Annotated in this window: 12 protein-coding genes; 8 read left to right on the plus strand and 4 right to left on the minus strand. The window is 64.0% G+C overall.

Translation table 11 applies throughout. From position 1 onward, the window contains the following. Nucleotides 1-82: 82 nt before the first annotated feature. From LGR54_RS21715 to LGR54_RS21730, 4 genes are all read left to right on the plus strand, one after another. Nucleotides 83-982, plus strand: coding sequence for a LysR substrate-binding domain-containing protein (locus LGR54_RS21715; protein WP_230364046.1), 900 nt, complete (start codon nucleotides 83-85; stop codon nucleotides 980-982). Between the two features lie 293 nt (nucleotides 983-1,275). Continuing rightward, the gene (gene tauA / locus LGR54_RS21720) at nucleotides 1,276-2,280 is read left to right on the plus strand and encodes a taurine ABC transporter substrate-binding protein (RefSeq protein WP_230364047.1); all 1,005 of its coding nucleotides are present in this window, start codon (nucleotides 1,276-1,278) and stop codon (nucleotides 2,278-2,280) included. 134 nt (nucleotides 2,281-2,414) lie between these two features. Next, nucleotides 2,415-3,191, plus strand: coding sequence for a taurine ABC transporter ATP-binding protein (locus tag LGR54_RS21725; RefSeq protein WP_230364048.1), 777 nt, complete (start codon nucleotides 2,415-2,417; stop codon nucleotides 3,189-3,191). Further along, nucleotides 3,191-4,087: an ABC transporter permease subunit gene (locus tag LGR54_RS21730; protein ID WP_230364049.1), complete on the plus strand. Its 897-nt coding sequence runs from the start codon at nucleotides 3,191-3,193 to the stop codon at nucleotides 4,085-4,087. The genes LGR54_RS21725 and LGR54_RS21730 overlap by 1 nt, the downstream gene beginning before the upstream one ends. 204 nt (nucleotides 4,088-4,291) lie before the next feature. On the opposite strand, the gene LGR54_RS21735 is transcribed toward LGR54_RS21730, so the two are convergent. Then, complete coding sequence (locus tag LGR54_RS21735; protein ID WP_230364050.1) at nucleotides 4,292-5,119, minus strand: oxidoreductase; 828 nt, start codon at nucleotides 5,117-5,119, stop codon at nucleotides 4,292-4,294. A gap of 76 nt (nucleotides 5,120-5,195) precedes the next feature. Here LGR54_RS21735 and LGR54_RS21740 point away from each other — a divergent pair, with 76 nt between their 5' ends. The 4 genes from LGR54_RS21740 to LGR54_RS21755 all read left to right on the plus strand — a co-directional run bounded on the left by LGR54_RS21740 (nucleotide 5,196) and on the right by LGR54_RS21755 (nucleotide 9,326). Continuing rightward, nucleotides 5,196-6,131: an AraC family transcriptional regulator gene (locus LGR54_RS21740; protein ID WP_230364051.1), complete on the plus strand. Its 936-nt coding sequence runs from the start codon at nucleotides 5,196-5,198 to the stop codon at nucleotides 6,129-6,131. A gap of 85 nt (nucleotides 6,132-6,216) precedes the next feature. Continuing rightward, on the plus strand, nucleotides 6,217-6,864 hold the full coding sequence (locus LGR54_RS21745; protein WP_230364138.1) for a TetR/AcrR family transcriptional regulator: 648 nt from the start codon (nucleotides 6,217-6,219) through the stop codon (nucleotides 6,862-6,864). A 325-nt stretch (nucleotides 6,865-7,189) separates the two neighbouring features. Beyond that, nucleotides 7,190-7,705, plus strand: coding sequence for a hypothetical protein (locus tag LGR54_RS21750; protein WP_230364139.1), 516 nt, complete (start codon nucleotides 7,190-7,192; stop codon nucleotides 7,703-7,705). A gap of 394 nt (nucleotides 7,706-8,099) precedes the next feature. Beyond that, nucleotides 8,100-9,326: a Hint domain-containing protein gene (locus tag LGR54_RS21755; protein WP_230364052.1), complete on the plus strand. Its 1,227-nt coding sequence runs from the start codon at nucleotides 8,100-8,102 to the stop codon at nucleotides 9,324-9,326. A 118-nt stretch (nucleotides 9,327-9,444) separates the two neighbouring features. Here the strand turns inward: LGR54_RS21755 and LGR54_RS21760 are convergent, their stop codons facing one another. From LGR54_RS21760 to LGR54_RS21770, 3 genes are read right to left on the minus strand one after another with little or no spacing between them, the layout of a single operon-like run. Then, nucleotides 9,445-10,305 (minus strand): ABC transporter permease, encoded by an 861-nt coding sequence (locus LGR54_RS21760; protein ID WP_230364053.1) that lies wholly within the window; start codon nucleotides 10,303-10,305, stop codon nucleotides 9,445-9,447. A 7-nt stretch (nucleotides 10,306-10,312) separates the two neighbouring features. After that, entirely contained in the window at nucleotides 10,313-11,284 is a 972-nt protein-coding gene (locus LGR54_RS21765) for an ABC transporter permease (protein ID WP_230364054.1), read from the minus strand. A 34-nt stretch (nucleotides 11,285-11,318) separates the two neighbouring features. Beyond that, nucleotides 11,319-12,899, minus strand: a complete 1,581-nt coding sequence (locus LGR54_RS21770; RefSeq protein WP_230364055.1) for an ABC transporter substrate-binding protein — start codon at nucleotides 12,897-12,899, stop codon at nucleotides 11,319-11,321. Nucleotides 12,900-12,969: the final 70 nt, after the last annotated feature.

Genomic DNA, 12,969 nt, shown 5'->3' on the forward strand with positions numbered 1-12,969 from the left:
TCTATCCATTTTGGCAAATTGATTCTGCGTCCCGATACTTTTATAAAATTGATGAATTGATGGAGCCGCCGCGTCGCAACCCATGAACCTTCGTCCCTCGGCAGAACCGCGTCCTCCGGCCCGCGGCAATCTCGACATGGATCTGGTACGCACCTTCGTTACGGGGGTGCGGCTCGGCAGCTTCGCGCGCGCGGCCGAGCGGGTGGGGCGCAGCCAGTCGGCGGTGAGCCTGCAGATGCGCCGGCTGGAACAACAATTGGGCGTGCGCCTGTTCCATCGTGAAGGACGCGGCCTCGGGCTGAGCGACAGCGGGCGCACCTTCTTCGCCTATGCCGAGCGGTTGCTCGACCTGAACGACGAGGCGCTGGAGGCGCTCTCGCCGCGCGACGAGGCCGGCGAGGTACGGCTCGGCATCCCGCCCGATCTCGCCGAGACCTGGCTGCCGCAGATGCTGGGGCGCTTCAGCCGCTCGCATCCCGGCGTGGCCATGGAGGCGCGCGTCGATCGCAATTCCGCGCTGCTCGACGACATCGCCGGTGGTCGCCTCGACATCGCGCTGGTCTGGGATCGCAATCCGCCGGCTGTCGAGGCGCCCGGGGAGTTCGTCGCCGAGCTGCCGATTCTCTGGATTGGCCCAGATGGTCCCTTCCAGCCGGAAGAGGGGGCGGTGCCGCTGGTGGTGATGGGCGAGCCCTGCCTGTTCCGGGCCCATGCGCTGGCGCGGCTGGCGGAGAGCGGTCGGGACTGGCGCGTCACCTTCACCAGTTCGAGCCTCGCTGGTCTCTGGGCGGCGACATCCGCCGGGCTGGGGTTGACCATACGCACGCCTTTCGGCCTGCCTCGGGGGCTGACGGCGCTCACGCATCCCGGCCTGCCGCCGCTCGGCACGGTATGCCTGCGCGCCTGTCTCGCCGAGGCGCCGTCATCGGCGGTGAAACGTTTCGCCGCCATCCTGACGCAGACCATTCGCGAGGCGCTCTAGCGCAAGCCGGCCGGAATGATGCGGGGAGGCGGAGAGGCTGGCGCATCGGAAATAATCTACAATACTAATATAAAATTATTGACACCCTCCGCGCTCTGCCCTCACATAGAAAAATCAACGCTGAAGCCTCGCCTTCTCGGCCAAAGGGCAGCGTTGGAAATGGGGGGCGCAAAATGACCTGGACCTGTCGACGCCGCTGATATCCCGGCACTGCCGATTTTCCGCACATAGTCCAATCCGGCCGTGATGCCGGCGCTACGCGGCGCCGCGACGGCTTTGTCATGGAATTTCCGATGTCTTTCCTGTCCCGCCGCGCTCTGCTCGCGGCCACGGCCGTGCTTGGCCTTTTTACGGCGAGCCTTGCTCACGCCGCCGATGTGACCATCGCCTATCAGACCGGCGCCGATCCGGCCAAGGTCGCGCAGGCCGACGGCTCCTATGAGAAGGCGACCAAGGCCTCCATCGACTGGCGCAAATTCGATTCCGGTGCCGATGTCATCGCCGCTATCGCCTCCGGTGCCGTGCAGATCGGTTATGTCGGATCGAGCCCCCTCGCGGCGGCGGCGAGCCGAGAGGTGCCGATCGAGACGATCTATGTCGCTGCGCTGCTCGGCGACGCCGAGGCGCTGGTGGTGCGCAACGGAGCGGGCATCGCCAAGCCGGAAGACTTCAAGGGCAAGAAGATCGCCGTGCCCTTCGTCTCCACCACGCATTATTCCCTGCTGGCGGCGCTGAAGCATTGGGGCGTCGATCCCAAGAGCGTGGAGATCCTGAACCTGCGGCCACCGGAGATCGCGGCGGCCTTCGCGCGCGGTGACATCGATGCCGCCTATGTCTGGGATCCCGCGCTCGGCAAGATCAAGGAGAGTGGCAAGGTGTTCGCCTCCTCGGCGGATGTGGCGAAGTGGGGCGCTCCCACCTTCGATGCCTGGATCGTGCGCAAGGACTTCGCGGAAAAGCATCCGGAGATCGTCGCGCAGTTCGTCAAGGTGACGGCGGATGCCTACGCCGACTATGCGAAGAACGGTGCCACCTGGACGGCTGCCTCGCCGCAGGTGGCGGCCATTGCCAAGCTCACTGGCGCCAAGCCGGAGGAGATTCCGGAGCTGCTCAAGGGTAACCAGTTTCCGGTGCTGAAGGACCAGCTCTCCGAAGCGCTGCTCGGTGGCGGCTCGGTCGAGGCGCTGGTGAGGACGGCCGGTTTCCTGAAGGAGCAGGGTCGGATTGACGCCGTGCTGAAGGATTACGGCCCCTATGTCAGCCGCACGCCGGCGGAGCAGGCGGCCAAGATCAACTGATCCCCGACGAGGTTCCCGAGCGCCGTCTTCGAGGCTACCGAACGGCGTAACTTGACCCGGCTTTCCGCTGCATCTCGACGCTGCGAAGCCGGGTCATTTTTCTCGGGAAGCCCGTTCCGTACAGGCTGAACGCGATGAAGCTCACGATCGACGGACTGACCGTCCGCTTCCCCACCCCCAACGGCACGACGGCCACCATTCTCGAGGACATTACCCTTGCCGTTCCGGCGGGAGAGCTGGTGGTGTTGCTCGGCGCTTCCGGTTGCGGGAAATCGACGCTGCTCAATGCCGTCGCCGGGTTCAATCAGGCATATGACGGAGTGATCCGTGTCGAAGGCCGTCAGGTGCACGCGCCGGGGGCCGATCGCGGCGTGGTGCTGCAGACGGACGCGCTTTACCCTTGGCTCAACGCCCGGGAAAATGTCGGCTTCGGATTGCGGATCAAAGGACTGCCGAAGCGGGAGCGGGACGCGCGGGCGGAAGAGGCGCTTGCTCTCGTCGGCCTAGCCGGCAAGGGCGATCACGCGAGCTGGCAGCTTTCGGGCGGGCAGCGCCAGCGGGTGAGCCTGGCGCGCGCGCTCATCGCCGATCCGGAAATCCTGCTGATGGACGAACCGCTCGGCGCTCTCGACGCGCTCACCCGCGAGCAGATGCAGGATCTCGTTCTCGACGTCTGGCGCCGGACCGGCAAAACCATTCTGTTCGTCACCCATGGCCTCGACGAGGCGCTTTACCTCGCCACCCGGCTGATCGTCCTCGCCGGGCGGCCGGGGCGGATCGTGGTGGACGAGCCGTCGGACTTCGGTCGCCGGTCGCTGGCAAAGGGCGTCGGCGCCAGCGTCAAATCGGCCCCGGATTTCTCCGCCGCCCGCGAACGACTGCGTGCCGCGCTCTTCGAGGGGACGGTCTGATGTCCGCGCCGGTACCGGTGTCCGAACTCGCCTTGCCCTTCGTTGTCCCGGCCGAGGGGCTACCGCGTGGCGCGGTGCCCGTGGAGCCGGCGGAGCCAGTGGGGCCGGCGAGGCGGCCACGCGGTGACGGGTCGTCCCTTCGGCTCGCTGTATCCCTCGCAACTATCGTCGGGCTGATTGCCCTGTGGTGGGCGGCAAGCGCGTCCGGGCTGGTCGGCAAGCTGTTCCTGCCTTCGCCGGCGGTGGTGATCGAACGACTCGGGCGCATCGCCACGGAGGGCTTCGTCGATGCCACCCTGGCGCAGCATCTTGGCGCCAGCCTGGCCCGTGTGTTCGCGGCACTCATCGCGTCGCTGGCGATCGGCATACCCGCCGGCTTCGCCATCGGCCTGTCCACGGTCGGACGGGGCGTGCTGGATCCGATTGTCGAGTTCCTCCGGCCGATTCCGCCGCTGGCCTATCTGCCGCTGGTGGTCATCTGGGCCGGTATCGGCGAGACCACCAAAGTATTGGTCATCGCCTTGGCCATGCTGCCGCCGATCATCATCGCCACCTCGACCGGCGTGCGCGGCGTGGCGCGCGACAGGCTCAACGTCGCACGCGCGCTCGGCGCTACGCGGTGGCAGGTGCTGCGGCTCGTCGTGCTGCCGTCCGCCCTGCCGTCGATCTTCACCGGCACGCGCATCGCACTCGGAGCCGGCTGGTCGACGCTGGTGGCCGCCGAACTGGTGGCGGCGACGCGCGGCGTGGGCTTCATGATCCAGTCCGCCGCCAATTTCCTCGCCACCGATGTCGTGGTGGCCGGCATCCTGGTCATCGCAGCCGTGGCCTTCGCGCTGGAGTTCGCCATCCGTCTCCTGGAGCGGTCACTCGTCGGTTGGGCGACATATGGGTGAGGAGCCGGGCGGACACTGTGGCCTTCATTGTCTCGGCCAATGGCAGGAGGGCCGGCAGTTGCCGTCGGCCCGCTAGGACGTGGCGGCTATTCCGGGAGAAAGAGGGCGCGGCCGGGACTGATCCGGGAGTCGACTGCCCTCCGGCATGCTGCTGCCCTGCGTCCTGTTCGAGCACAAGGCGCCCGCTGCTGCTGGCCCACGCCATCAGCCGTCGGTGGACGTAGTCACGGACCTCCAAGCCTCGATTTCCTGCCTGAGACGGTCGAGCCTGTCCGACACAAGTTCGAAGGCGTCGCTGCCGAGCAGAAGCTGGGGCGGCGGGTTGCCGGACTCGACCAGACCCAAGACGGCCGCCGCGAGTTTGTCGGGGTCGCCAAGTTGCTTGCCGCTCTTGGCTTGCCGCGCCAGCCGGATCGGATCGAAGAGCGCGTCATAATCCGCGATCGATCGCTCACTCCGGATCATCGAGCGTCCGGCCCAGTCCGTCCGGAAGGATCCGGGGCATAGTGCGGTGACGTGGACACCGAACGGCGCCATCTCCGCCCGCATGACTTCTGAAATGCCCTGAAGGGCGAACTTGCTTCCGCAATAATAGGCGATGCCGGGCATGGTGATCATGCCGCCCATCGAGGTCATGTTGACGATGAAACCGTGGCGCCTTTCGCGGAACCGCGGCAGGAATGCCTTGGCGACGGCGACGGCACCGAAGACGTTGACATCGAACTGGCGCCTCATCTCCTCTAGAGACGATTCCTCAAGAATGCCCTCGTGACCGTAGCCGGCGTTGTTGATCAGCACGTCGATCGGTCCATGATCCTCTTCGGCCTGTGCGACGATGTCGGTTATCCGGTCGAACTCCGTCACGTCGCACAGCACCGACCGAGCTGCCGGCAGGCGTTCCACAAGAGCGGCTCGCGCCTGTTCCGAGCGGACGGCACCGATGACCAGATGGCCCTGTTTGATCGCGGCTGCGGCGATCGCGAATCCGAAGCCGGAATTCGCGCCGGTGATGAAGAAGCTCTTGGCTGCCATGGATGCTGTCCTCTCCTTGATAGGCGATGCCCATGACTGATAGTCTGCGCGCGGGCAGCCATCGATCGTGAAAACTATGAATGTCTTGCCAAATCCTATGGCATCGGAGCGCGCCAAGCCGGGGCGCGACGAGATGGTGGAACTGGCCGGGCTTCTTGCCCCTCGCCACGGTTACAATCCGACCGGGCTCGATGGGGTCCGCATTCTCAGGACCGAGGCGGTGCTTCACGACGTCCCGGTGCTCTACAGGCCGGGCGCGGTATTCGTGCTGCAGGGCCGCAAGCAGGGCATGCTCGAGGGGGAAGTCTATCGCTACGACGAGGAGCACTATCTGGCCGTTTCGGTCCCAGTTCCATTCCGGATGGAATCCGTGGCGAGCGCAGCGCGCCCCTTGCTCGCCGTCTATGTCGAGTTCGACATGCGTCTGGCTGCCGAGATCGCCTCGGAGGTGGGCGCGGGGCGTTCCGAACCGGCAGTCGGCGAGGTGAAGGGGCTGGTGTCCAGCCGCATGGAGCCGAATATCGAAGACGTCGTGCTGCGCCTGTTACGGGCGTTGCGCGACCCTGTGGAGCTTGCCGTTCTGGGAACCAGTATCCTGCGCGAACTGCATTACCGGGTGCTCGTCGGCCCGCAAGGCGGGGCGATGATCGCCGCCTTGCAGCAGCGGGGCGCGTCCGGGAGGATCGTGAAAAGCCTCACCCGGCTGCGCGAAACCTACGCGTCGCCGATCTCAGTGGCCGCGCTTGCGAGTGAGGCCGGCATGAGCGTTCCCTCCTACCACGTCCATTTCAAGGCCCTGACAGGCAGCACTCCGATACAATATGTGAAGGCGATGCGCCTCCACGAGGCACGCCTGATGATCGCGCGCCAGGGCAGGACGATCGCGGAAGTCGCGGCATCGGTCGGCTATGCCAGCCCTGCCCAGTTCAGTCGTGATTTCAAGCGACACTTCCGGCGTACGGCATCGGAAGAGGCCCAATGGATGCGCCGGCATCTCGGCGAGCTTGCCTGAACGCTTCGACAGAAGAGGGGCCTGCCCGTCTAGCCGCTCGCTTGGAGGCGTTTGACAGGCTGCCTACTAGAAGGTAGGTATGGGCATGGGCAATATTTCCACTACCTCTGATGACATTCTGGCTTGCGCGCGCGCTCTGATCGTCGCTGGTGGATATAATGGCTTCAGCTATGCCGACATCGCGAATGTGGTCGGCATTCGCAAGGCGAGCATCCATCACCATTTCCCAAGCAAAGTCGATCTGGTCCGCACATTGATTGCGCGGTATCGGGAAGAAGCTAAAGCGGGGATGGCGAGGCTCGAGCTTCAAGTCTCCGATCCGGTGGAACAGCTTCGATCCTATGTAGGATATTGGGAAGCTTGTATCGCGGACGCCAGCGCTCCGTTTTGTGTCTGTGCGCTGTTGGCCAGCCAACTCCCCGTCTTGCCCGAGGGAGTTGTCGTGGAGGTGCGCGCGCATTTCCGCTCTCTGTCGGAGTGGTTGACATCCGTGCTGGAGCGCGGCGCGCAGCACGGCCAACTTCAACTGACGAATAGCCCTCATGCCGAGGCCGAAGCCTTCATGGCGACGGTTCACGGCGCGATGCTTTCGGCACGGGCTTATGGCGATCCGAAGATATTCGCTGTCGTGACAGGCCAACTCATGGAAGGGCTCATTTCGCGATCTCTCCGTGACGATAGCCACGGGAAGGATGATCGCCGTCGTGATCAGGATGAAACGACGTCAAACTGATTGTTGTCGGTCCAAGTTCCAGGGGCGCGATGGATGTGATTGTAGGTGGCTTCGCCGTCTTCGAACTAATCGCATGACTGCTGAAAATCGCCGACGCGGCGGGTTCGCGATCTGCGAAGTAATGGCATGTCGGGGTCGAGAAATCGTTATGATTCATGACCGGAAGAGACGAGCCCGGTTGTGGTTGCCCTTCGCTGAGTGACCTCGGGCGATATTCACTGATCATCGATGTGCCGTGCTTGGCCGAGACCGTTTCGGCGTGATGTTCCGTAAAACGTGCGCTCTGAGCCTACCTACTGGTTGGAAGAGTGGTATGGAGATCGATATGTTTGGAATTTCCCCCCTAGGCTGGGTGCATACGCTTGGCAGCCTGCCTGCCATCCCTCTGGCCATCTACATGTTCGCCCGCCACGGACGCATCGTGCCTCGGTCAGCGCCCGGCGTGGTTTATTTCGTCTCGATGATGATTGGTGCGGTCACGGTGTTCCTCGTCGCGCATCAGCCGGTGAGCTACGGCATTGGCGCCGTGACGATTCTGCTCCTGCTCGCCGGATATGGCGTCGGTCGTGTTTCGAGTTTTGGACGCGCGGGAACGTATCTCGAAACGATTTTCCTCAGCCTGACGGCGTTTCTGCTGATGTTGCCGACGGTGACGGAAGTCCTGCGCCGTGTTCCGGATGGCCATCCCTTCGTGACGGATCTGAATGCACCGCTTCTGCTCGGCTCTCAAGCCAGTCTCCTCGTCATTCTCATTGTCGGGCTGGCTGCCCAGATCATTCATTTGCGGAGGCAAGGCGGGCGCGCCTCGCTCGTCTCGCTGGGCAAGGCGTCGATCAAATGATGGGGCAGGGCAAACGATACGGATGAGGCGAGCGAGTGCCGCCGGCGCCGATCTGCCGCACCTCGTCGAAGGCGGGGCGGCGATACAGGGAAGGTATGGAGACCGGTTCTCGTCCGGCGGCCTCGCCTTCTTCTGACGCGGAGGGAGGCGAGGTGACGGATGCCGCCGGGAAACGTACGGCTCGGAGGTCGGGCCCGCGATGCGGACCGAGCCAGATATTGATCGGTTGGATAGCTGGCTGAAGTTCGTGTCAAAAAGATCACATATTCAAAACAAGTCGCGATTATTTCTCGAGGGTTGGTTGCCTCAGAGGCAGTCAAATGGATCATGTGCCGCACGCCAAATCGGGTGGGGCAATGTGTGACCTCCCGTTACGACGCAGGGGAGGGCAACCATGGCGACGATCGACATCGACCTCAGTGATTCCGACCAGACCGTAGGCTCGGGGTCGGTCGAGTATGATCCCAATTCCGCCACGACCCTCGACATCATAGATATCGGCGGGAATTATACGCTGATCATCGACGGGATCGATGCAACGGTGGTCTTCACGCGCCTTGGGGTCGATGTACTGGCGCATACGACTTTCGAGGCGATCAACGGTGCCAATGTCTATATTTGGCAGAACGGGCTGAGCCTCTCGGTTGGCAGCAGTTTGCGCTATGAGGTGAGCGGCGCGTCCAGCATCACGGTTCACCCGGGTGACTTCAATTACGAAATCCTGAGCAGTCACTCCGTGGATTTCGTCGGGGACGAGGCAGGAAGCTTCACCTACGACTTCACGTCGTCGAGCGCCGAAACACCCAGCTTCACCGTCAACGGCTTCAGCTACGGCGACTCGTTGAATGTTGTCGGGCTAAGCTATGACCGCTTCACCTACGATGCCGGAACGGGCGATGCCGTTCTCGTATATGACAACGACGCGGGCGGCAGCGTCACCTTCAACCTCGAGGATATGGACCCGGCTTTGGCGGAGCTCATCGCGGCAGACCCGAGCGCCTACATCGATGAAACGACCGGCGCCTTCGTGGCTCCCATGTGCTTCCTGGCCGGTACCCGCATCGCCACGCCGGATGGCGAGCGTCTCGTGGAAGATCTCGTTATCGGCGATCTCGTCAGCGTCGCCTCTGGCGAGACGCGACCCGTGCGCTGGATCGGCCGGCAGACGATGCACCGCCATTTCGGGGAGCCCGACCGCGTCTGGCCGATCCGGATTTCCGCAGGTGCCCTGGATCACAACCTGCCTCGGTCCGACCTGTTCGTATCGCCCGACCATGCATTGATGATCGATGGCGTGCTCGTGCAGGCCGGTGCGCTCGTCAACGGCACGTCGGTGACCCGTCATCGGCCGTCAGAGGTTCGGTTCACCTATTACCATATCGAGTTGGAGGACCACGCACTCGTCCTTGCCGAGGGTGTTGCGGCGGAGACCTTCGTGGACAATGTGACCCGGCGCCGCTTCGATAACTATGCCGAGTTCGAGGCGCTCTATGGCGAGCCGAGACAGGCGATCGCCGAAATGGATATGCCGCGCGTGAAATCGGCTCGGCAGCTTCCGGCCAGCATCCGCGAACGGATCGAGAGGCGAGGGGCAGAACTCAGCGTTTCGGCCGCCGCCTAGCGGTTGCCCTGGAGGGCGAGAGCGCTTGGCGACTGCTGGCGCGGCTTTTTCATGCGGGGCGCTTCGGTGGTCCGCGTTGCGTTTCGGAAGGTCTCTTCAGGGTCCGCGAACGCCGCGCTCATCGTTTCGGGTTGAGCGCGTCGTTCAGCCCATCGCCGATGAGGTTCAGGCTCAGGGTCGCCAGAAACAGCGCGAAGCCGGGGAAGGCCGCCATCCACCAGGCGCGGTTGAAGAACTCCTGCGCGTTGTGAAGCATGGTGCCCCAGCTCATGATGTTGGGATCGCCTAGGCCGAGAAAGGCGAGGCTGGTCTCCAGCAGGATGGCGCCGGAGATCTGCAGCGTGCCGTTGACGATGATCGGCGGCAGCGCGTTGGGCAGGATCTCGCGGATGATGATGTCGCGATCCGACATGCCAAGGCTGCGCGCGGCCTCCACGAAATCGCGCCGCTTCAGGGTGAGGAACTCGGCGCGGATCAGGCGGGCGGTGACCGGCCAGGCCAGGATCCCGATGACCAGCACGATATTCCAGATGCTGGAGCCGAACAGCGCCACGATCACGATGGCGAGGAAGAACTGCGGCAGGATCTGGAACAGCTCGGTCAGGCGCATCAGCGCGTCGTCGACCCAGCCGCCAAAATAGCCGGCAATGCTCCCGAGCGTGATGCCGATGACGGAGGAGGTCGCCATGGCGAACACCCCGACGATCAGCGAGGTCCGCGCGCCGTAGATGATGTTGGACAGGACATCGCTGCCGAGGCTGTCGGTGCCGAGCCAGTGCTCGGGCGAGGGCGGCACGAAGGAATCGCCGATGTCGAGCAGGCCGTAGGGGGCGAGCCACGGGGCGAAGACGGCGGTGAACAGGAACACCGCCGTGACGATCATGCCGAACATCGCCGCCTTCTGGCGGCGCAGCCGTCGCCAGGCGCGCCGCCCCGGTGTGAGGGGCAGGCTGGTCGGTACGGGAACGCTCATCGACATGGCCGTCTCATTGGTAGCGGATGCGGGGATCGAGCAGCCCGTAGATGAGGTCGACGAGCAAATTGGCCACGATCACGAAGAAGGAGATGAAGATGAACATGCCCATCAGCAGCGGATAGTCCCGTGCGGTGATGGCATCGAAGGTCAGCCGGCCGAGCCCCGGCCAGGCGAACACCGTTTCGGCGAGCACGGCGCCAGCGATCAGGCCGGGAATCTCCAGGCCCACCACCGTCACCACCGGCAGCAGGGCGTTGCGCAGCGCATGGTGCAACAGCACGGTGCGCTCCGAATGCCCCTTGGCATAGGCGACCTTCACAAAGTCCTGCCCGACCACCTGCAGCATGCTGGCGCGGGTGAGGCGCATGATGAGGCCGAGATTGAAGATGGTCAGCGTCACCACCGGCAGCACCATGTGGTAGGCGACGTCGAGCGCGTAGCGCCAGCCGGTGTAGCCCTCGCGCAGATTGCTCATGCCCTGGATCGGGAACCAGTCGAGGTGATAGCCGAAGGCGAGGATCATCATCTGGCCGAGCCAGAAGATCGGCAGCGAGAAGCTGGTCAGCGACAGGAAGGTGAGGGCGGTGTCGAGGGGCGAGTTCGGCCGCCGCGCCGCCAGCACGCCGAGCAGCACGCCGATGATGGCGGAGAGCGTGTACTGGCTCGCCATCAGCAGCAGGGTGGCGGGAAAGCGTTCGAGGATGAGGTCGAGCACCGGGGCGCTCGACACCAGCGAGTAGCCGAGATTGCCGCTCAGCACCTGCAGCACGTAGCGCCAGAGCTGGATGGGGAGCGGCTGGTCCAGTCCCATCTCGGCCCGCAGTCGCGCCACCAGCTCGCTGTCGGCGCCAGCCTCGCCGATGATGTAGTCGATCGGATTACCCGGCGCCGAATGCACGAGTATGAAGATCACCGTTACCGCGCAGACCAGCAGCGGCACGGTATAGATCAGCCGTCGGATGACGAAGATCAGCAGGCTCATACTCTACTCCCGTCCGGCGCCGGAACTGCCGCGGTCATTTCGCGGAAATCTGGTCAAGCGTGCCATAGCCCGTCACGTCGTCGGTGATGCCGACCACATTGGCGTTGAAGGCGATGGGATAGTAGCGGTCCCACAGCCACCAATGCGGCACGTCCTCGGTGATGAGGGCGGCGGCCTGATGATAGAGTTGCACCCGCTTGGCCTCGTCGAGTTCCTGAGCGGCGGTATTCAGCAACTCGTCGACCTTGGGATTGCAGTAGCCCGAGGCGTTGCGACCGAACAGCGGCTCGATGCGCGAGCACAGGAAGAAGGTCTGGGCGCCGATCGCCGGATCCGGGCCACTGGCGAACGAGCCCATGGTGATGTCGAAGTCCCATTTGACGAAGGCGCTGTCGCGCCAGGCGCCGGCGTCCATGCCCTGGTCGATCAGTTCGACGCCGACCGCGGCGAAATTGGAGCGCATCAGTCGTGCCACGTCGTTCAGCGGGCCTTCCGCCAGCGAGTAGCTGACGCGCAGCGGGAACCTCTTGCCGTCGGCGCCACGTGGGAAGCCGGCTTCGTCCAGCATCTTGTTGGCGAGGGCGGGATCGAAATCATATTGCCGGACCTTCTCGGTGTAGAAGATCGGCTGCTCGGAGGAGATCGGCCCGCCCCTCGAGACCTTGCCGAAGCCGAAGCCGGCCTTTTCCAGCATGGCGTTGCGGTCCATCGCGTAATAGAGCGCCTGGCGCACTTCCTTCTTGGCGAGCGGACCCTTGCGGGTGTTGAGGAACGCCTGGTACTGGCCAGCGATCACCCGCTTCTGGAAGGCGACGGTGACGTTCTTCGCCTGCTTCAGGCGGTCGACCTCGCCGAGCGGCATCGAGTTGTAGGTGATGAAGTCGATGTCGCCCTTCTCGATAGCGAGGCCGCGCGAGGCTTCATTGGGGATGATCTGGAACACCAGCCGCTCGATATGCGGCTGCCCCTCGACGTGATAGGCGGGGTTCTTCTCCAGCGTGATGTAGCTGCCCTTCTTGTATTCCTTGAACAGGAAGGGCCCGGTGCCGACCGGCTTCAGGTTGGACGGGTTCTTCCGCGGATCCTGGCCGTCATCGAAAATGTGCTTGGAGACGATAGTCGACGAATTGAAATAGGCGAGGCCGCGTAGCAGCGGCGGGTAGGGGTATTTCAGCTTGAACACCGCCGTCGTCTTGTCGGTTGCGGTGATCGATTCCACCGCCTCCAGCAGGCCCGCCGCCGGACCGTTATACTTCTTGTTGACGTTCCACAGGCTCCAGGCGACGTCCTCGGCGGTGAAGGGCACGCCGTCGTGCCACTTGATGTCGTCATAGAAGTGGAAGGTATAGGTGAGGCCGTCGGGCGCGATCTCCCATGATTTCGCCAGCGACGGGACGACGTTGCCGTCCTTGTCGAGACGAACGACGGTGCTGTAGACCTGCCCACCGACGATGCTCGACGAGATGTCGGTGGTGATAGTCGAGTTGATCACCGCGACATCGCCGGGGATGCCGACCACGAAGGTGCGGATCGGCTTGCCCTCTGAGAAGGCGGCGGTGGAGCCGAGGGCGCAGAGCGCGGCGGCCATCAAGAGCGAACGACGTTTCATCAGCATGGCGGTTCTCCGGGGAACGGAAGGGCGAAGCGATAGGGCGGGCGCGGAGGTTCCGCGCCCGCCAGCGTCG

This window comes from Ancylobacter sp. Lp-2 (genome assembly GCF_020523795.1).
GTDB lineage: Bacteria > Pseudomonadota > Alphaproteobacteria > Rhizobiales > Xanthobacteraceae > Ancylobacter.